Genomic DNA, 19,319 nt, shown 5'->3' on the forward strand with positions numbered 1-19,319 from the left:
CACGGCTGGGACGCCGACGAGATCCCGGATCCGCAAGATCCGGCGACGTTCGAGCGGTCCAAACTGAACTGGGACGAGATCGACGATGGCGATCACGGCCGGCTACGACGGACGTATCAGCAGCTGATCGCGTTGCGGCACAACGAACCCGATATGGCCGATGCATGCCTGGACCATCTGCGCGTCGAGTACGACGAGGCGCAGCGATGGATCGTCATGTATCGCGGATCGCTGTCGATCGCGTGCAACTTGAACTCCGACGCCGTCGTCGTTCCGGCCACCGGTGAGGTGGTGCTGGCTTGGCGGGAGCCCGTCGTAGGTGTGACAACCACTCAGCTGCAAGCGCATTCGTTTGTGATCCTGCGACCCTGAAAACGCACACTTTCGGCATGTCCCGGAAGTGGGGAAGACGGTCCAAAAATGAAAGGCTTGCTATTTGCCGCTTGTCGAACGGAGTGAATGGATTTGGGGGTTTCCGCGATCAGCCCTTGCAACACAACGAGATCTTGTCCTCGATATCACTGACCAACTCCGGCAAGTGGTCGTCGAGGTAGAAGTGGTGACCAGGGAACACCCGAACGGTGAACTCCGACGTCGTGCGCTGCGACCATGGCACCACCTTCTCGTAGGCGGCGACTTCGTCGTCATCGCCCAGAAACGCGAAGATAGGGCACGACACCGTTGCGTCGGGTGGACAGTCGTAATTCGCGATGGCCCGTAGGCCGCGCAACGTGGGCAAGATCTTCGCCGCGAACTCCTCGTTCTCGAGGAACTCTGGGTTGGCTCCGGTCATCTGGCTCACCGCTGTCAGCAGACCGCGATCGGATTCCGGAATGTCTTCGTAGCCGATGCGGCCGGGTGCGGCACAGGCGGACACGAACAGGGCTGCGATGGGCGTTCCCGCCGCCTCGAACCGACGAGCGACCTCGAACGCCAGCAAACCGCCCATGCTGTGGCCGAAGAATGCGATCTCTGCGTCGGATGCCGGCCGCGACAGCATCTGGCATACCCCGTCGGCGAGGTCCTCGATGCTGGTGAAAGATGCAAGGTCATGGGTTCCGCGCTGTCCGGGATATTGGACGGCGACGCGTTTGATGTCGCTGGAGAACGCGTTGGCGAAGGGAACGTAATACTGTGCCGATCCACCCGCGTGCGGGAAGATGTAGAGCGTCGGCTTGCGCCCGGTCACGCGCCCACGGTACCGCCAGCACGACTTCTCAAGCGGTGCGATGAGCAACCACGCCTAAGTGAGGTACCGATACGCCGGTGATCCGGGTTCGAGTGCCTCCACGTGTAGGTCCGACGCTTGCATCCGAGACAGCAGACCGTCGAAGTCGGCGGCCGAACCCAGCTCGATGCCGACCAATGCCTCACCGGTCTCCCGGTTGTTGCGTTTGACGTACTCGAACAGCGTGATGTCGTCGCCCGGCCCGAGCACGGTGTCCAGGAAACGGCGCAGCGCGCCGGGCTCCTGCGGGAAGTCCACCAGGAAATAGTGCTTCAGACCTAGGTGCACCAACGAGCGCTCGAGCACCTCGTTGTAGCGCGAAACATCGTTGTTGCCACCGGAAATCACACACACCACGGTCGACCCCGGCTCGATGTCGGCCTCCATCAGGCCGGCGACCGACAGCGCCCCGGCGGGCTCGGCGATGATGCCCTCGTTCTGATAGAGATCGAGCATGGCGGTGCAGACTGCGCCCTCGTCGACGGTGGTGATCGACACCATGTCCCCCGCCGCGGCCAGCGCCGCGTAGGTCAACGTGCCAGCGCGGTTCACCGCTGCACCGTCGACGAACTGATCGACGTGCCCCAGGGTGACGGGCTCCCCCGCGGCCAGCGCTGCGATCATCGCGGCTGCCCCGGCCGGTTCGATACCGAGGACGCTGGTGCCCGTTGTCCGTTCGGCCAGATACGTCGTGATGCCGGCGATGCAGCCGCCACCCCCGACTGGGACGATCACCAGGTCCGGCTCGCCGTCCAGCTGATCGAGGATCTCGGCGGCGATGGTGCCCTGGCCCGCCATGGTGCGCGGGTCGTCGTAGGGCGGCACGAGCGTCGCCCCGGTCCGTGCCACGTCGTCGAGCGCGGCGGCCGCCGCCTCGTCGTAGGTCTTGCCGACGACGATCAACTCGATGAACTCGCCGCCGTGGTACCGGATGCGATCCCGTTTCTGCTTCGGCGTCTTGCCCGGCACATAGACGCGGCCGTGGATGCCCATCGACCGGCAAGCCATCGCGAAGCCCTGGGCGTGGTTGCCCGCCGACGAGCACACCACACCCGCCGCGATCTCTTCGTCGGACAGCTGCATCAGCAGGTTGTGCGCGCCGCGCAGCTTGTACGACCGCACCGTCTGCAGGTCCTCACGCTTCAGATAAACCGTCGCGCCTGTGGCCTCGGAAAGCCGTTCGCTGATCTGCAGCGGGGTGCGGGCCACCACGCCGGAAATTCGCTGAGCGGCCTCATCGATGTCGGCCGCGGACAGCGGCGACGTACGAGGACTCTGGCTCAGTTCAGCGGACACCGGTCAATGGTGCCACCAACCTGCAGTTTTCAGGAAACCGGGGTCAGCACGAACACCGGGATCTGGCGGTCGGTCTTGTTCTGGTATTCCGCGTAATCCGGCCAGGCTTCGACCGCGCGCTCCCACCACGTTGCCTTTTCGTCGCCGGAGACCTCACGGGCCTCGTAGTCCTTGGTGACCGGGCCGTCCTGCAGCTCGACCCGCGGATGCGCCTTGATGTTGTAGTACCAAACCGGATTCTTCGGAGCACCGCCCAGCGACGCCACGACCGCGTACGCGCCGTTGTGCTCCACCCGCATCAGAGGCGTCTTGCGGATCTTACCGGACTTCGCGCCGATGGTGGTCAGCAGGATGACGGGCTTGCCTTTCAGCTCAGTGCCTGCGGTGCCGCCCGACTCCATGTACGTTTCCGCATTTTCGCGGGCCCAGTCGGACGTGCTTGGTTCGTATTCTCCGGAAAGTGGCATGTCACCAGCTTAGAACGGCTAGAAAGTGATCATCCCGATCCACCGTTTCGGTTGCCCGAAAACTCTTCTGCGAGCTATCGTCAATCTGTGACCGTTCGCGACCAAGTCAGCATCGCCGGAGTTCCCTGGCCGGTGTACAAACTGCTCGCGCTCGCCATCGGTTTTCTAGTGCTGGCGGTTGTGGCCGTCGTAACCGGCAGTGCGGCGCCGGCCGTGGTGGCTGGGGCCGCCGCGGGCACCCTGGTGTGGCTCGGGCTCGGCGTCTTCCAATCGAGCCGCTAGTCCTCCAGCAGCCCCCGCAGCGTCTCTAGATCAGCGCTCACCGCCGCCACGTCGGCGTCCAACTCGGCGTCCGTCATGCCCGCTCGTCGACGCACCGTGAACACGACTTCGCAGCGCGCTTCTCCGACACCGCCGGGCACCACCCGCAGCGGGTTGTACACCGCCTCCCCAGACGGCAACCGCACCACATGATCGAGCACACCGAATTCATTCGGCGGGGCGAACTCGACGGTGACTTGGCCCATCGGCGAGTCGGCCACCCACCCGTCGGCGGTCTGCCGTAGCCCGCCCCGCGCGAGCCCGGCCGCCCAACGCGGCCACTCGTGCGGATCGGATGCAAAGTCGTAGACGACCTCCGGTGCGGCCTCGATCCAAATGCTGACGTGTCGCGACTCCATCCCTTCATCGTGGCGCACACACTAGGCAGATGGACATCACACCCGAGCCCTCATCTGCAGTCGAGGAGTTCGTAAAGCGCGCCGAGCGCATGGCCTCCGGAGCCGAGCACCGCGTGCCGTCGTGGCTGCGCCCCGGCAACCCAGAGAGCCGGCTGCCCGTGCTCGGCGCGTTGATCACGGCCATCGTGCTGCAGTTGTCCATCGCGAGGAACTACACGCTGGTTCCCCGCTGGCCGCTGATCGCGATGGAGGTCCTGCTACTGGTCGTACTGGTCGCGCTCAACCCGGTGCGGCTTGCCCGGCCCACGTTGACGGGCAAGTACGCGTCCTGGATCCTGCTCGCAGCCATCACGGCCGACAACACGCTGTCGGCAGCCGTGCTCGATGTCCGCATCATCTCGGGCGAGGTGAGCAACGACGCTGCGCTACTGCTGGGCAGCGGCGCGGCGATCTTCGTCACGAACGTCATCGTGTTCGGAATCTGGTATTGGGAACTGGATCGCGGCGGGCCGTTCGCCAGACTGGAGGGGGCGAAAGCCTACCCGGACTTCATGTTCCCGCAGATGGACAATCCCAAAGTGGCGAAACCGGATTGGCGCCCGACGTTCGTCGACTACCTATATGTGAGCATCACCAACGTGATGGCGTTCTCCCCCACGGACACCATGCCACTGTCCCGCTGGGCGAAGATGATGATGACGGTGCAGGCCCTGGTAGCGCTGACCACCGCCGGGCTCGTAATCGCAAGAGCAGTAAACGTTTTGGGCTAAACGTTCAGCCGAGGAATCGGTGTACATTCGCGGTCGTGGAGATCGCAACTAACGCACTGACGGCCGTCGAGCAGACCGCATTTCTCACCGAGTACGCCAGGGCGCTGGACAGCCGTTGGCCCAAGCCGATTCTCGGCGACACGCTGGCGGACGAAGTCGTCGGCAAGATCGACTACGACTTCGCCGGCCTGGGTGTACAGACCAGCGTGGTGTGCCAGGCGGCGTTGCGCGCGAAGATGCTCGACGACCGAGTTCGAGACTTTGTCGCGCGGCACCCCGACGCTGTGGTCGTCGACCTGGGCGCCGGCCTGGACAGCGGTTTCTATCGCGTCGATCCCCCGCCGATGGTGGACTGGTACAGCGTGGACCTACCGGGAATCTTGGCGCTGCGCGACGAGGTGATGCCGGCCAACCCGAGGTCGCACTCGGCGGCCATGTCTCTGGCCGACGAGCATTGGCCCGACACCATTCCGGCAGACCGCCCGACCATGCTCATCGCCGACGGGCTGTTGGCGTTTCTGGCCGAGCCGGTGATCGTCGCGATCTTCCGGCGGATCACCGACCACTTCACCTCCGGCGAGCTGGCGTTCAACGACTACGGCGAGATCGGATGGTTCAGCCGGCTCGCGATCAAGCTGGCCCCGCAGAAGATGTTCAAGGACGTCGGAAGCCAGTGGGGCTACGCGGGTTTCAAGGATGCTCACCAGCCAGAAACCTGGAACCCTCGGCTGACCTTGGTCGAGGAAGCCAGCCTCGCGCATCAGCCGGAGCTCGACCTGTTCCCGGGCTGGATCCGGGTCGCGACGAAGCTCGCGGGCAAGACCAAGACCGGCGCGCGCAAGGCGCGGATTCTGCGGTACGCGTTCTAGGTGTCTACGCCGGGCGTGTGATGTGAACGCCGCACGTGCAGGCGTCGATCGACGGACAGCTGCAGCGCGCTCTGGCCCGACAGCGCCATCATTCGGATCGACCTTGAGTGACGCGGTTCAGCCGCCCAGGCAGCCCGGGCCCAGCAGCGCCTTCAGGTCCCCCATCAGCGCCGACGAGGGCGTCACGCGAAGTGAGACATCCAGCTCGAGCGTGGTGATGCGCTCGCCACTGATCAGCCGCAGGTGCACCTGCGACGTACCGGGGTGCCGTGCCAGAACTTGTTTCAAAGCGGTGACCTTGTCGACGGTGCATTGCCGCGTAGGCAGGCTCACCGCCACCGGGCGATCCACCTGCGCATGCGAAAAGTCCGGCACCACAAGCTCGTGGGCGATCATCGCGATCCGGTCGTCACGCGCTGCGACCTTCGCCTTCACCAAAACCACCGCGTCGTCGGCGATCTCCGCGCCGTACACGGAGTACGTCTGCGGGAAGAACAACACCTCGATGCCACCAGTGAGGTCCTCGAGTTGTGCTGAAGCCCATGGCAATCCGTTCTTGTTCACCCGCCGGTTCACCGAGGCGAGGATGCCACCCACCACTACTTGAGAGTCGTTGGCGACGTCACCGTCGAGAATTGCCGGGATCTGGGTGTCCACCTGGGTAGCCAGCAGATGCGCGACGCCGTTGAGCGGATGCCCCGACACGTACAAGCCGAGCATCTCCCGCTCGAGAGCCAGCTTGTGCTTGTCCTCCCACTCCTCGTCGGGCACCTTGATCGTGAACACCGCATCGGTGGCGGTGTCGGCGCCGCCGAACAGATCGAACTGCCCCATCGCCTCGGCCTTCTTGGTGCCCAGCACCGAATCGACGGCATCTGTATGCACCAGGAACAAACCCTTGCGCGGATGTCCAAGCGAGTCGAACCCGCCCGCCTTGATGAGCGATTCAGTGACCTTCTTGTTGCAGGGCCCGATCTCGATCTTGTTGAGGTAGTCGGAGAAGTCGATGAACTTACCCTTGTCGGTGCGCGTATTGATCAGCGACGCGACAACATTGGCGCCGACGTTGCGCACCGCGCCCAACCCGTAGCGGATGTCCTCGCCGACCGACGCGAAGTTCAGACCGGACTCGTTGACGTCCGGCGGCAGCACCGTGATGCCGAGCTTGCGGCAATCCGCCAGGTACACCGCGGCCTTGTCCTTGTCATCGCCCACCGAGGTGAGCAGACCCGCCATGTACTCGGCCGGGTAGTTCGCCTTCAGATACGCCGTCCAGTACGACACCAGGCCGTAGCCGGCGGCGTGCGACTTGTTGAACGCGTAGTCGGCGAACGGCAACACCGTGTCCCACAGCGCCTTGATCGGAGCGGCCGAAAAGCCGTTGGCCTTCATACCTTCCGAGAAGCCCTCGTACTCCTTGTCGAGCACCTCACGCTTCTTCTTACCCATGGCTTTTCGCAGAATGTCTGCTCGGGCTAGCGAGTACCCGGCCACCTTCTGCGCGATCCGCATGATCTGCTCTTGGTAGACGATCAGGCCGTAGGTTTCGGCGAGGATGTCTCGCAACGGTTCCTCGAGTTCGGGGTGGATCGGCTTGATTGCCTGCTTGCCGTTCTTCCGGTCGGCGTAGTCGTTGTGGGCGTTCACGCCCATCGGCCCCGGCCGGTACAGCGCGATGACGGCGACGACGTCCTCGAACCCGGTCGGCTGCATCCGCCGCAGCAGATCGCGCATCGGCCCGCCGTCGAGCTGGAACACGCCGAGTGTGTCGCCGCGCCCCAGCAGCTCGTAGGCCGCGGAGTCGTCGAGCGGCACCGACTCCAGGTCGAGCTCAATTCCCCTGTTGGCCTTGATGTTCTCCAGCGCGTCGCCGATGATCGTCAGGTTGCGCAGGCCGAGGAAGTCCATCTTCAACAGGCCGATGGCCTCACACGACGGGTAGTCCCAGCCGGTGATGATCGCGCCGTCCTGCGGCCGCTTCCACAGCGGAATCGCCTGAGTCAGCGGCTCGCTGCTCATGATCACCGCGCACGCATGCACGCCGGCGTTGCGGATAAGGCCTTCCAGACCTCGCGCGGTCTCGTAGATGGTGCGCACATCGGGATCGGTGTCGATGAGCCCGCGTACCTCGGCGGCCTCCTTGTACCGCTCGTGGTTGGGATCGGTGATCCCCGACAGCGGGATGTCTTTGGCCATGATCGGCGGCGGCAGCGCCTTGGTGATCCGATCCGCGATCGAGAAACCGGGCTGGCCGTAGTGAATGCGAGCCGAATCCTTCAGCGCCGCCTTGGTTTTGATCGTGCCGAATGTGATGACCTGCGCGACGCGATCATGACCCCACTTATCGGCGGCATACCGAACCATCTCACCGCGGCGGCGGTCGTCGAAGTCGATGTCGATATCGGGCATCGACGCACGTTCAGGATTCAGGAATCGCTCGAACAGCAGCCCGTGTTCGATCGGGTCGATATCGGTGATGCGCAGCGCGTAGGCAACCAGCGAGCCGGCGGCCGAACCACGCCCGGGGCCGACGCGGATGTCGACCGAGCGCGCGTAGCTCACCAGGTCAGCCACGATCAGGAAGTACGACGGATACCCCTTGGCGCAGATGACGTCGATCTCGTAGGCAGCCCGGTCGACGTACTCCTGAGGCACACCCGACGGGAACCGGCGCGCCAGCCCGGCGTCGACCTCATGGCGTAGCCACGTCTCCTGGGTGTGTCCCTCCGGTACCGGAAAGATGGGCATCCGGTCGCGCTGGGCCCAGACGTCTTCGTACGACTGCACCCGTTCAGCGATCAGCAGTGTGGAGTCGCAGGCGCCGGGAAGCTCTGCGTCCCACAACGCGCGCATCTCAGCGGCGGACTTGAGGTAGTAGCCGTCACCGTCGAACTTGAAGCGGTTGGGGTCCGACAGCGTCTTGCCGGTCTGCACGCACAGCAGCGCCTCGTGGTTGTGCGCGGCGTCGCGGGTGACGTAGTGGCAGTCATTGGTGGCCAGCGGCGGGATGCCGAGCTTGCGGCCGATCTCGAGCAGACCTTCACGTACCCGGCGCTCGATGTCCAGCCCGTGATCCATCAGCTCGAGGAAGTAGTTGTCGGCGCCGAAGATCTCCCGCCACTTCGCGGCCGATTCCAGTGCCTCGCGGTCATGACCGAGCCGAAGCCGGGTCTGCACCTCGCCGGACGGGCAGCCGGTGGTGGCGACGATGCCCGCGGCATGCTCGGCGATCAGTTCGGCGTCCATGCGCGACCACTTGCCGAGCTGGCCCTCGAACGACGCCAGCGACGAGAGCTTGAAGAGGTTGCGCAAACCGGTCGCGTTCTCAGCGACCATGGTCAGGTGGGTGTAGGACCCGCTGCCGGAGACGTCGTCGCCCTTCTGGCTCGGATCGCCCCACAAGACGCGCTTGGTATCAAACCGGGACGCGGGTGCGATATAGGCTTCCACGCCGATGATCGGCTTGATGCCTACTGCGGTTGCGGAATTGTAGAACTCACTGGCGCCGAACATGTTTCCGTGATCGGTCATGCCGATCGCGGGCATCTCTAGCCGCTGCGCCTCGGCCAACATCGGCGTGATCTTCGCCGCACCGTCCAGCATCGAGTATTCGGTGTGGTTATGCAGGTGGACGAAGGAAGAGTTCATAGAGACGCCAGTCTAAGGCGGCCTACCGACACTTCCCGGCGTGTCGAGGAGCGTGTCTTTTATCCCGCCGCAAACCCAGTTTGATCATCGGAATCGGCCCCGGCGTCCAGCCGAGTTGGGGCACGACGACGATTGCCACGAAGCGGGCGACGAGTTCTGCCCGTCTAGCTCGTTGAGCCGGTCGAGGTCGTCGGCAGCGGCGTTAAGCGAGTCGGCCAGTTCTCGCGCCAGATGCGCGGCGCCCAGATCGACGCTATCGGCGCTGACGCTAATCGTGCGCTCGATCTCGCCGTCGGAGTACTGCACACCAAGAATGTCAACGGTAACCGCCTTCCCGCCCACTGCGACCAGCCCGCGTCTGGGACCGGTGAAGCGTCGGATACACGGGCGGTCGCCATCGGCGCGCCAGGTGTCAACGCTAGTGGCGCCGAGCGGCTTCGGCATTCTGGCGAAGGTTTCCTGTGCGATGTTGTCGGCGGCCATCTGGCGCGCAACCACGACTAGCCCTCTGCGGTGTCCCTCATCGCCGTGTGGGTGGCTCGGTCTCGTGTCCCATTCATCAAGCATGGCTCTTTGCTTTGCGGTGAGCTGGTCGGCGATGTCGCGCCAGGTCACAGTGGGGTCGATGTTCACGGCATGCTCCTTTGCTGAAATTGCGGGGAGCCGCAGTAATCCAAGATAGCGGCTAGGCCTGCGCGTCGCATCAAAGTAGCGATTACACGCTTGTCGCAGCGCTCTCGGATCCTCGTGCGCGAGTATCTCGACCACCTGGACCCGGGAAGAACATCGATCGTTTGCGGTCCCTCACCGTGCTGCAGCACCTTCGAATGATCGTCCGGACAAGGAGTCGCGGAAAGCAGCTGATCGAGTTTGCTTGTACATCAGTGGACACATGAACCCGGCCCGTCCCATGGGGCATCGCATCGACCTGCGGCACGCTCATGAAGCGCGACTTGCTCGCCGGCGTTGTCCGTAACAGGCGCGTCGCATCCGCGCACTCCACATCGCAGAGCTGATCGGTGACGAAAAAACTGCAAAACCTAGGGTCCGGTTCTCCGGACAAAATGTCCGGAACCCCGTGTGTGGTCAACGGCTGCCTGGAATACTTTCCGCCATGGTTCGTACCCTCGTCCGATTCGAAAAGCTGGACAACATCGGCGCAGATCTCGTGTATCGCATCGGGTCCACCGCGACCTACAAAAAGGTCTTCAAGTACTGGTATCCCCTGATGACCCGTCGGCTCGTCGGGCAGGAAGACATCGTCTTCTTGAACTGGGGCTACGAGGAAGACCCGCCGATGGGGCTGCCGCTCGACGAGTCCGACGAACCCAACCGGTGCAGCATTCAGCTCTACCACCAGACCGCAAGCCAGATCGATCTCAGTGGCAAGAAAGTGCTGGAAGTCAGCTGTGGCCATGGGGGCGGAGCCTCCTACCTTGTACGGACGATGCATCCCGCCTCATACACGGGGCTGGACTTCAACTCTGCCGCGATCGACTTCTGCCAGAAGAGGCACAAGCTGCCAGGCCTGGATTTCGTGCAAGGCGACGCCCAGGACCTGCCCTTTCCCGACGGATCCTTCGATGTGATGATCAACATCGAGGCCTCGCACATCTACCCCAACTTCGAGCGTTTCCTCAGCGAAGCGGCACGCGTCCTGCGCTCCGGGGGGTATTTCCTCTACTCCGATTTCCGCAACCGTGACAACTTTCGCGCCTGGGAGGCAGCTCTAAAGGAATCACCGCTGCGGCTCGTCTCCAAGAGGGTCATCAACGACCAGGTTCTGCGCGGCCTGCACGAAAATTCGCCGCGGTCCATGGAGCTGATCAATCGGTATCTGCCGGCGTTCATGCGCCGCTTCGGCCGCGAATTCGCTGTTGTGGACGGTTCGTGGTTCTACCGAGACCTCGAGCGCGGCGAGATCTCCTACCGCACCTATTGCCTCGCGAAGGATTGAAGCGACGTCGCCTCCAGAAAGGGCTGCTCGAGAACGAAAGCCCAGGAAGGGAACTCCACCCAGAGATAGGCAATGATCTGCCCGCGATAATGAGTTTCGGAAATGGCGCGGTGTCGCCGTGATCGAGAGCAGGCCAGGCCCGCGCCGTCAATGTGGTTGGCCCAGCATGGATGTCGGCCATTTCACGCCGGTAGAAGAGACCGCACTGCTCACCGAGTACGCCCGGGCGCTCGACAGCCGCTCACCCTGTTCAATACTCAGCGACACCCTCGCCGAGGAAGTCGTCGGCAAGATTAACTACGACTTCGCCGGCTTGGGCGTCATCGCGAGCGTGGTGTGTCTGGTGGCGCTGAGAGCAAAGATGCTCGATGAGCGGGCCCACGCTTTCACCACAGAGCACCCCGACGCCGTGGTGGTGGACCTCGGTGCGGGGCTGAATAGCGCAGTCTTCCGGGTAGATCCGTCGCCCACGGTCGACTGGTACAGCGTCGATTTGCCAGCGGTCATCAGGCTGCGCGATGCCCTGCTGCCCCGCCGTGACCGGTCGCACTCGGTAGAGGCGTCGGTGGCTGAACCGGACTGGACCGGCGCGATTCCCGGTGATCGGCCGACGATGGTCGTCGCCGACGGTCTTTTCCCTTTCCTGAGCGAGCCGGTTATCGTCGCGATCTTTCGGCAAATCACCGACCATTTCGAGTCCGGCATGGTCGCGTTTAACGACTACGGCGCCGTCGGCCCGATCAAGCGCTTCGCTTCGCTTGTCGCCACGAGGAAGCGAATGTTCAGGACGCTGTACAGCCAGTGGGCCTTTGACGGGTTCAAGGACGCGCACCAGCCCGAGACCTGGAATGCCGACCTGAAGCTCGTCGAGGAGGCCAGCGCGCTGCATGAGCCCGACGTGGCCTTGTTCCCGCCGATGCTGCGGTTCGGCAGCCGCATCGCCGCGCGCTTCCCGGCCAGTGCGCGCAATACGCGGATTTTGCGATACCAGTTCTAGCAGCCCAGGCCGCCGGGTTACGTCACGGACGGGACGTCGACGGTAAGGGCGGGTTACGGTTGATGCGCCACTTTCCGCGGGGTGATCCGCCCCGGTCGTTGCTCACGATGTTGTCATGACACAGTCGGTTTAATTGGATCGCCGCGGCGAAGCCGCACTTGCGATTAACGCGTCGAACCAATGAACTCCCATAGGCGCTACCGCGTCTCAGTGGGCGTCCGCCCGGTGTTGGCCCCCGCCGCTGCTGTCGCTGCTGTCGTTGTCGTTCTCGTTGTCAGCCTTGACGTGGCGCGGGCCGGTTTCAGTCTGTTTCGCGTGGCGCGCAGAACCGCTTTCGGTGACGCCGTTGCTGTTGTTGTCGGCTTTGCCGGTGCTTTCGGGCTTGCCGGTGCTTTCGGTGCTGATTTTCGGCGGCTCAGCCGGTCCGGCCGGCAAGCCGTCTGCTACGGAGCGAAGGTTGGGCAACGAGGTGGGCGTCAGTGTGGGCTTTCCGACGTCGAGGACCACGGTCTTTGACAAATTGTCGGATTCCGCGGCCACGTTGGAGGGACCGCCGGTTACGGAGCTTGAGCTTGCGAGGACGTTGTTCGGGTCGACGTTGCTCGGGTCGACGTTGTGCTGGACACCGGTGTTCGGGCCATTCTGCTGACCCTCGCTGCCCTGGGGGATGGAATCCAGTGTCGCGTCGCCCGATAGGGCCTGCTGCTGAAGCGGATCCGTTGCCGGTGCTGGATCCGTTGCCGGAGGCGCTAACGGAGGCGGATTCAAGCCGAGGTCCGTCCACAGCTTGTGGAAGAACGGCGCCAGTGTGCCGGGATTGGAACCGTTGACCAACTCGGGTGGTGGGCTCGGGTTACCAAAGTCCCAAAAAGAACTGTTTTGTTCCGCAAGCCTTGCGGCGGTTTCGATTTGCTCCTTCGTCGGGACGTTGGCGGTGCCGTTAGCCCGGGCGTCCAGCCATTCGTTTATAACGGTATTTCCCGGCCAGAGATCTCCGATAAATTTCACGATCCCCGGATAATCCAGAGCAGGAGGCAGCCAGCTGCAGTTACCAAGGCCCCCCGTGCAGAGGCCGGCTCCCGGGGTAAGCGGATCGAAGGCAATGACCATCGCTGCGGCGAGAGTTTGAAGGGTTCTGCCGATTTCCACGAGATCGGGAAGGTGGATCGGATTCGTTGCCGGATCTGCCATCAAGTGGTTGAAATAATTTTGGAAGGGCTTGAACGGATCCAGCGTAAATGTCGTGTTGGCCCATGGCATCAAGTATTCGGGCCCATTAGGGCCGTCAACTTCAGTCGTACCCGCGAAGCCGAATCCGGGATAGACGGGGCCGCTCGGGTCAGTGTAGCCAGGCTGGCCGGGTCCAAAGGTGTACCCGGACACCAGATCCGAAAGCGGTACCGAAAACCAGTTATTGAAGAGGGGAAATTTCACCGATGCGCCCGGCGCGAACCCGTACAGTCCAAACGTTAACGCCAAGCCCCAGAGGACATTGTCGAGGCCCGTAAAGCCGGTGATGGGGCTAATCGGCACCCCGGGCGGGCATCCGTCGGCGTCACAATATTTATTCACGGGGAGCTCTGCCGCCACGAAGTGCCACAGCTGCTGGCCCAGGCCGTTTTGATCGGATTGATCAAGCCCAAGTCCGGACAGTGCTGGGAACGGCACCAGCAGGTTAACTGTCGACATGAAATGGCCAGGATCCCCTGGGTCTACTCCCCAAATGTTCGTCGCGCTTACGACGAACCACGGCCCGCTGAAAATCAGAGAGCGCGATAAATAGTCGAGCGCTTGCACCTCGTTGTCAGGAATGTTGACGACGTCAATAAGCAGGTTGACCGGAACATTGAGAAGCGAGGAGGCAGCGGCTAGACGCACCTCCGCAGTAACGACACGCATCTCGGGTGGCGGCGGCGCAACCGAAGTGACGGCTATGACACTGGTCCCCAGGAGCGCCACACCTGCCGCAGCGGCATGCGGACACACTGAACGGGCCGCCGTGCCAACGCTTCGAAATCCATGCTCTCGTCTCGCCCGCCGAGGTTTGCGGTGGCGTCCTCGGTGATGCGCGGGTGCGGACATGCAGACCTCCCCCAAGGTCGATGCAGCTTAACGGCAGCACTGAACCTACAGCAGAAAACGCCCGAGCGTGGCAAAATCCGGATCAATTCGGCTGGTCAACCCGGCGGTCAAGGTCCGCAAATATCATATTTTGACTTATGGCTAGTCAAATGCATCTAGTTCATACATGAGCAAATTAAAAATTCTCTCGCAATCTGGCAAACTTGTCGGTGCGATGCAGTTTCAGCACCGACATCTGGAGGCAGCGGAAGCGGTCGTCAATCCGAGTGAGTCCCAGCACCCGTGGAGGTGCTTCACCTGGTCAACCAGTTTGCGCGTCGTCGGCAGTAACTTCCCTCAGCGAGCGAGTGGCACGAAGCAGCACGTCTTCAAGATGCATCTTTTCGATCGGCGGCCGGATCACGTCAGGCACCTGGCGGCAGGACCTGCGCGACCGCATCCAATCGCCGTTCAGTTGGGCCACGCACGCGGTGCAAACCGCACAGCGACGGTGATCGGCTCGCCGGCGGCCGCGTTAGTGGCGCTGGTTGGCGAGAGGCCAGGAACGTTCGACATGAGAGGCTGCCTGGGCGGGTTTGGGGACCGCTTGAATCCCAGCTGTGTTGTCCGCGCTCGTGTCATACTGCCCCCGATGGCCAGCACAAACCGCCTGATATCCAACCGGTTCGTCCACCGCCTGGTTACATACCCGTTGGTCTATCGCCTGCTATTCACCTCATTCGTCACGAAACGGTTCGCCGCCCAAACCCGCCTGCTCGGTGGTGATGACTGGTTGTTCTTCAACTACGGCTACGAGGAAGATCCTCCGATGGCCCTGCCGCTGGCGCCGTCGGACGAACCCCATCGGTTCTTCATCCAGCTCTACCACCGCGCGGCGACCCAGGTGGATCTCAGCGGCAAGCGCGTGCTGGAGGCCAGCTGCGGCCACGGCGGCGGAGCCTCGTATCTCGTGCGCACCTTGCACCCGGCCTCCTACACCGGGCTGGACTTGAACCCGGCCGGCATAGAGTTTTGCCGGAAAAGGCACAATCTGGCCGGCCTGGATTTCGTGCAGGGTAACGCCGAGGAACTGCCATTCGCCGACGAATCCTTCGACGCCGTGATCAATGTCGAAGCCTCGCACCTCTACCCTCATTTTCCGCGTTTTCTCGCCGAAGTCGCGCGCGTGCTGCACCCGGGAGGGCATTTTCTCTACGCGGATTTCCGCCGGCGTCACGGTCTAGCCGAGTGGGAGGCGGCGCTGGCGGACGCCCCGATGCGGTTGCTTTCGCACGCGGTCATCGATGCGCAGGTTCTGCGCGGGAATGAGAAGAATGCGCCGCGGAAGCACGACCTGATCAGTCGCCATGGGTCGGCGGTGCCCCGTGGCTTCACCCGCTATGCCAGCGACGTGACCGACTGGGCGTTCAACGGCGCACTGCAACGCGGGCAGTTCACTTACCGGGTGTACTGCTTCGCCAAGGATTGAAGTGGCTTCCCTCCCAAAGGGATCGGCTCGCCGACGTGATCACCAGCGCGTCGTCGCGCAGATCACCACGGTGCCAACCTTCGGTCGTTTGACCTGAGCTCCTCAGATCGTCTGATTGAGGTGCGCCGAAAGATGGCCACGCAATTCACCGCGCCCACGACCTTGACGTGGTCGACCGTCAGATGTGGGCGAAGTCAGTCCCGCCGATAAAACCAACGCGCGCTCGCCTAACTGGATCGGCGCGCCACGCTCGGTGTGGGCGGCACCGATGTTGACGAGTAATCCATGCCGTGGCCGGGATGTGTCGGCATCTTCCGACGATGACCTGCGGGTCGCGGGCTTCCGAGACTGAGCTGCGTACTTTCGCCTACCTGCATAGGAAAACACCTCGGCGGCGGCGCGACATCGGACTGTTTCAGTGCAAGCACGCCTCTCGTGAGGACTCGGAAAGCTCGGGATGCCCGGCAGGCTCGGGAGGCGGCTGCACCCAGACTGCAACGGCTCCACAAAACCGGTTGAGGCCTTGAGACCTCTGAGTAATCTTGGCTTCGCGGTACGACGAGGGGGCGGCTATGGCGACGGCGACAACTGAGCCGGTGCGGCTACCACCGGGGCCGCGGGTACCGAAGATGGTCCAAGGCGTTGCGTTCTTGACCGCGCTGTGCGAGGTGGTTCCCGCACTGAGCCGACGTTACGGCGACACGTTCACCATCAATTTGCCGGCCTTGGGGAAGATGGTGGTGATCAGCGACCCGATTCTGGTCAAGGATGTGTTCAGCACGAGTAGTGATCTGATCGAACGCCCAACTAACCTCGGCCATGTATTCGGCCCTGGATCGACCTTCAGCCTCAACGGCGACGAACATCTCGAGCGCCGCAGGTTGCTTCTCCCGCCGTTTCACGGGAAGCGGGTGAGCACGTACGAGCGCATCGTCGAAGAAGAGGTGATGCGTGAGATCACGACCTGGCCGGAGGGCCGCGAGTTCAAAACGCTGCCGTCGATGATGCGCCTGACCCTCAATGCGATCCTGCGCGCCGTGTTCGGCGCCCAGGGACCCGTGCTGGAGGAGCTTCGGATCGCGCTGCCGGCCGCGATTACGCTGGGCTCTCCCCTCCACCTGCTGCCGCCGATAGTGCGGCGCGACTTCGGCCGGTGGAGTCCCGGGGGGCGGTTATTGGAGTACCGGCGGCGGATCGACGCTGTCATCGACTCGCTCATCGCCGATGCGCGGGCTGACCCGGCCTTCGAAGAGCGCAGCGACGTCCTCTCGCTACTGTTGCAGGCCCGCTACGAGAACGGTGACCCGATCCCGGACCGGCACATCGCCGACGAGCTGGTGACCGTGGTCGCCGCCGGTCACGAGACAACCGCCTCACAACTAGCCTGGACAGTCGAGCGGTTACGCCGGCACCCGGAGGTGCTGTCGCGGCTTGTTGACGAAGTGGACGCCGGCGGATCTGAATTGCGACAGGCAACGATCTACGAAGTGCAGCGCACCCGGCCGACTCTCGAGGCTACAACGCGCTGCCCGAAGACGCGAATTCGCTTGGGCGACTGGGTCCTTCCGCCTGGCACCAATGTGATGATCAATTTCCAAATGGCGCATGAGTCAGAAGAAAACTTTTCCGACGCGGACTCGTTCAACCCCGACCGATTCATCGGCTCCAACCCGAAGGCCTTCCGGTGGATTCCGTTCGGCGGCGGGGTAAACCGCTGTATTGGCGCGGGTTTCGCGAATATGGAGATGAACGTCGCCATGCGCATTCTGCTGCGCGAATTCCGGTTCGCGCCAACCGATGCGCCGGGCGAACGGCGTCACTACCGCGGTGTGGCGATCGCGCCCGCACGCGGCGCACGTGCGGTGGTGTACCGGCGGACGGGCACTACGTCGCGTGATCGTGGCTCTGCGGCGGTGGCCGACAACGGTAGCTGACGTCGGCGAAATCGTTGAGCCGGCGGCATAGCCACTACTCGCACGGGGCAGATCACCGACATCGCCTTTTGCCGAAGGAGACAAGATCTGCCCGGCTGGAGTTGTGCACGGCGACGCCGAAAGTCAGCCGTTTGCCGACGAATCTTCCGACGCGGTCATCAATCTCGAAGCCTCGCAAGCCTACCCTCGGGAAATCGAGCACCGGTGTATTGCTTCACCAAGCAATGAACGGCGGAGTTAGGCGATCGCGTAGTCCGACAACGGGAATCGGTCCTGGTCCTTGACGGCACTACGCACCGACGTGGGCCGGAAAAGCGGTGCTTCCCCCGTGCCGGTGTGGTTTCTGAACCAATACGACCGCGAGGTCGCGCAACTGCCGAGGTTAAACGCCGAATCTTCGAGCAGCCTGGTCATCCGATCCATGAAGCGGGCGTTGGCTTGTTCGGTGACCTCGAAGGTGCGAGCACCGCGCCGCTGCAGTTCGCAGAACAGCCGATCCATGTGGCGCATCTGGTATTCCACCGTGTTAAACCATGACAACCCCACCCACGCGTACGGGCTGGCCATGCTCAAAAAGTTCGGGAAGTAAGGTACCGAGATGCCTTCGTAGGCTTGAAACCTCGTTTCGCGCCACCACTTTCCAAGGTTCCGGCCCTCCCGGCCGATCACCTCAATCGCCGGTAGATTGGCGTCCCACACATCGAATCCGGTCGCGAGCACCATGGTGTCGATGAACCGTTTGGTGCCGTCGCGCGCGACGATGCCGTCGGGCTCGATCCGCTCGATGCCACTGGTTTCCAGACGCACATGCGGCTTGGTGAACGCGCGGTAATAGGAATTCGAAATTGTCGGTCGCTTGCAACCGAAGTCGAAATCCGGGTTCAGGTTGCGCCACAACTCCTTGTCGCGCACCAACAGAAACCGGTAAATTTTCGATACACCTGATATGGCTTTGTTGACCAGCTTGAAGTACCGGAATTTCCACATCGTGATGACCATCATGAATTCCAGGCTCGTGTCGGTGAACCACCGCAGGATGCGCTGGGTAAGCGGCAGCTTGGCGAAGAGCCGTTGCACCGCGGGCGGGAATACGACGTCCAACTTGGGCAGCACCCAAATCGGCGTGCGCTGATACACGGTCAGCTCGGAGACTTCCTTGGCCAGCTCGGGAATGACCTGCACACCAGTGGAACCGGTTCCGATGACTGCCGCGTGGCGACCGGCAAGTGAATAGCTGTCATCCCAGGCGGCGGTGTGCACGATGCGTCCACCGAAAGTCTCGATACCGGCAATATCCGGAGTGCGCGGCTGGCATAGGAAGCCGGTCGCAGTGATCAGGAACTGCGCGGTCAGCATCTCACCACCGGCAAGCTCAACCCGCCAAACTAGGGCTTCGTCGTCCCACCGCGCGCCTTCAACGGTGGTGTTGAACCGCATGTAGCGGCGTACGTTGTACTTGTCGGCCACACGCTCGGCATAGCGCTTCAGTTCGGCGCCCGGCGCATACATGCGCGACCAGTAGGGGTTCGGCTCAAACCAGTAGGAAAACGTGGGAGACGGCTGATCGACGGAAAGGCCTGGATAGTGATTGACATGCCAGGTTCCACCCAGGTCGTCCTCGCGGTCGACGATCACGATGTTGTCATAGCCCAGGCGGCTCATTTGGATCGCCGCGCCGATTCCGCCGAAACCCGCCCCCACGATGATGACGTCGTAATACTGCACGCCCATAACCACTAGACGGTACCGCGTACTTCACCGCCGTGAATCGATAAGGACCTGGAAACGCGGCCGAATCTCCCTCCATTGCGATCCGTCCGCGGGGACCCCGCATGCCATGCTGCCGGTTTGGCCGGTTCGGTGACTCGAAAGCGCGAGCATCGCGCCGCTGCAGTTCGCGGAACAGCCGATCCATGTGACGCA

Annotated in this window: 16 protein-coding genes and 2 pseudogenes; 9 read left to right on the forward strand and 9 right to left on the reverse strand. The window is 63.0% G+C overall.

Annotation, left to right across the window (positions count from 1 at the left end; translation table 11 throughout):
* The coding region (locus VJV41_RS15015) for a DUF3459 domain-containing protein (RefSeq protein ID WP_325335009.1) at positions 1-372 on the forward strand (372 nt) is incomplete at its 5' end.
* 109 nt (positions 373-481) lie between these two features.
* Here the strand turns inward: VJV41_RS15015 and VJV41_RS15020 are convergent.
* Genes VJV41_RS15020 through VJV41_RS15030 form a run of 3 tightly spaced genes read right to left on the reverse strand, consistent with a single transcriptional unit; the run spans position 482 to position 2,991 of the window.
* On the reverse strand, positions 482-1,189 hold the full coding sequence (locus VJV41_RS15020) for a thioesterase II family protein (RefSeq protein WP_325335011.1): 708 nt from the start codon (positions 1,187-1,189) through the stop codon (positions 482-484).
* A gap of 54 nt (positions 1,190-1,243) precedes the next feature.
* Complete coding sequence (ilvA, locus tag VJV41_RS15025; RefSeq protein WP_325335013.1) at positions 1,244-2,524, reverse strand: threonine ammonia-lyase IlvA; 1,281 nt, start codon at positions 2,522-2,524, stop codon at positions 1,244-1,246.
* A gap of 29 nt (positions 2,525-2,553) precedes the next feature.
* On the reverse strand, positions 2,554-2,991 hold the full coding sequence (locus VJV41_RS15030; RefSeq protein ID WP_325335015.1) for a nitroreductase family deazaflavin-dependent oxidoreductase: 438 nt from the start codon (positions 2,989-2,991) through the stop codon (positions 2,554-2,556).
* A gap of 87 nt (positions 2,992-3,078) precedes the next feature.
* Here VJV41_RS15030 and VJV41_RS15035 point away from each other — a divergent pair, with 87 nt between their 5' ends.
* Positions 3,079-3,273 carry a hypothetical protein gene (locus VJV41_RS15035; RefSeq protein ID WP_325335016.1) on the forward strand — a complete coding sequence of 65 codons (195 nt, stop codon included), beginning with the start codon at positions 3,079-3,081 and terminating at the stop codon, positions 3,271-3,273.
* Here VJV41_RS15035 and VJV41_RS15040 read toward each other — a convergent pair.
* Entirely contained in the window at positions 3,270-3,671 is a 402-nt protein-coding gene (locus VJV41_RS15040; protein ID WP_325335018.1) for an SRPBCC family protein, read from the reverse strand. The two genes, VJV41_RS15035 and VJV41_RS15040, sit on opposite strands and share 4 nt — an antisense overlap.
* Before the next feature lie 29 nt (positions 3,672-3,700).
* Here VJV41_RS15040 and VJV41_RS15045 point away from each other — a divergent pair, with 29 nt between their 5' ends.
* Entirely contained in the window at positions 3,701-4,441 is a 741-nt protein-coding gene (locus VJV41_RS15045; protein WP_414684963.1) for a hypothetical protein, read from the forward strand.
* 35 nt (positions 4,442-4,476) lie between these two features.
* Entirely contained in the window at positions 4,477-5,310 is an 834-nt protein-coding gene (locus VJV41_RS15050) for a class I SAM-dependent methyltransferase (RefSeq protein ID WP_325335020.1), read from the forward strand.
* A gap of 4 nt (positions 5,311-5,314) precedes the next feature.
* Here VJV41_RS15050 and VJV41_RS28985 read toward each other — a convergent pair.
* From VJV41_RS28985 to VJV41_RS15060, 3 genes and pseudogenes are all read right to left on the reverse strand, one after another.
* A pseudogene (locus VJV41_RS28985) lies at positions 5,315-5,389 on the reverse strand (MerR family transcriptional regulator); the annotation flags it as partial.
* A gap of 38 nt (positions 5,390-5,427) precedes the next feature.
* Positions 5,428-8,958, reverse strand: a complete 3,531-nt coding sequence (dnaE, locus tag VJV41_RS15055) for a DNA polymerase III subunit alpha (protein ID WP_325335022.1) — start codon at positions 8,956-8,958, stop codon at positions 5,428-5,430.
* A gap of 84 nt (positions 8,959-9,042) precedes the next feature.
* Positions 9,043-9,591, reverse strand: coding sequence for a hypothetical protein (locus VJV41_RS15060; protein WP_325335023.1), 549 nt, complete (start codon positions 9,589-9,591; stop codon positions 9,043-9,045).
* 481 nt (positions 9,592-10,072) lie between these two features.
* Between VJV41_RS15060 and VJV41_RS15065 the strand changes: the two genes are divergently transcribed.
* Both VJV41_RS15065 and VJV41_RS15070 read left to right on the forward strand, forming a co-directional pair.
* Positions 10,073-10,915, forward strand: coding sequence for a phthiotriol/phenolphthiotriol dimycocerosates methyltransferase (locus tag VJV41_RS15065; RefSeq protein WP_325335025.1), 843 nt, complete (start codon positions 10,073-10,075; stop codon positions 10,913-10,915).
* A gap of 166 nt (positions 10,916-11,081) precedes the next feature.
* The gene (locus tag VJV41_RS15070; RefSeq protein WP_325335027.1) at positions 11,082-11,912 is read left to right on the forward strand and encodes a class I SAM-dependent methyltransferase; all 831 of its coding nucleotides are present in this window, start codon (positions 11,082-11,084) and stop codon (positions 11,910-11,912) included.
* Positions 11,913-12,119: 207 nt separating this feature from the next.
* Here VJV41_RS15070 and VJV41_RS15075 read toward each other — a convergent pair whose 3' ends face one another.
* Positions 12,120-13,811 carry a hypothetical protein gene (locus VJV41_RS15075; protein WP_325335028.1) on the reverse strand — a complete coding sequence of 564 codons (1,692 nt, stop codon included), beginning with the start codon at positions 13,809-13,811 and terminating at the stop codon, positions 12,120-12,122.
* A gap of 814 nt (positions 13,812-14,625) precedes the next feature.
* On the opposite strand from VJV41_RS15075, the gene VJV41_RS15080 reads away from it, so the two are divergent.
* The 3 genes and pseudogenes from VJV41_RS15080 to VJV41_RS15090 all read left to right on the forward strand — a co-directional run.
* Positions 14,626-15,462 (forward strand): phthiotriol/phenolphthiotriol dimycocerosates methyltransferase, encoded by an 837-nt coding sequence (locus tag VJV41_RS15080; protein WP_325335030.1) that lies wholly within the window; start codon positions 14,626-14,628, stop codon positions 15,460-15,462.
* Positions 15,463-16,034: 572 nt separating this feature from the next.
* Positions 16,035-17,396: a cytochrome P450 gene (locus VJV41_RS15085; protein ID WP_325335032.1), complete on the forward strand. Its 1,362-nt coding sequence runs from the start codon at positions 16,035-16,037 to the stop codon at positions 17,394-17,396.
* 60 nt (positions 17,397-17,456) lie between these two features.
* Positions 17,457-17,583, forward strand: a pseudogene (locus tag VJV41_RS15090) (SAM-dependent methyltransferase); the annotation flags it as partial.
* A gap of 50 nt (positions 17,584-17,633) precedes the next feature.
* Here VJV41_RS15090 and VJV41_RS15095 read toward each other — a convergent pair.
* The gene (locus VJV41_RS15095; protein ID WP_325335034.1) at positions 17,634-19,127 is read right to left on the reverse strand and encodes an NAD(P)/FAD-dependent oxidoreductase; all 1,494 of its coding nucleotides are present in this window, start codon (positions 19,125-19,127) and stop codon (positions 17,634-17,636) included.
* Positions 19,128-19,319: the final 192 nt, after the last annotated feature.

The sequence above is a fragment of the Mycobacterium sp. genome, from assembly GCF_035274705.1.
In the GTDB taxonomy this organism is placed as follows: Bacteria; Actinomycetota; Actinomycetes; order Mycobacteriales; family Mycobacteriaceae; genus Mycobacterium.

Coding starts and splice junctions, on each gene's coding strand:
- VJV41_RS15065 (WP_325335025.1), top strand. CDS start 10,073: ATGGTTCGTACCCTCGTCCGATTCGAAAAGCTGGACAACATCGGCGCA.
- VJV41_RS15085 (WP_325335032.1), top strand. CDS start 16,035: ATGGCGACGGCGACAACTGAGCCGGTGCGGCTACCACCGGGGCCGCGG.
- VJV41_RS15045 (WP_414684963.1), top strand. CDS start 3,701: ATGGACATCACACCCGAGCCCTCATCTGCAGTCGAGGAGTTCGTAAAG.
- VJV41_RS15095 (WP_325335034.1), bottom strand. CDS start 19,127: ATGGGCGTGCAGTATTACGACGTCATCATCGTGGGGGCGGGTTTCGGC.
- VJV41_RS15030 (WP_325335015.1), bottom strand. CDS start 2,991: ATGCCACTTTCCGGAGAATACGAACCAAGCACGTCCGACTGGGCCCGC.
- VJV41_RS15070 (WP_325335027.1), top strand. CDS start 11,082: ATGGATGTCGGCCATTTCACGCCGGTAGAAGAGACCGCACTGCTCACC.
- VJV41_RS15040 (WP_325335018.1), bottom strand. CDS start 3,671: ATGGAGTCGCGACACGTCAGCATTTGGATCGAGGCCGCACCGGAGGTC.
- VJV41_RS15080 (WP_325335030.1), top strand. CDS start 14,626: ATGGCCAGCACAAACCGCCTGATATCCAACCGGTTCGTCCACCGCCTG.
- dnaE (WP_325335022.1), bottom strand. CDS start 8,958: ATGAACTCTTCCTTCGTCCACCTGCATAACCACACCGAATACTCGATG.
- VJV41_RS15075 (WP_325335028.1), bottom strand. CDS start 13,811: ATGCGTGTCGTTACTGCGGAGGTGCGTCTAGCCGCTGCCTCCTCGCTT.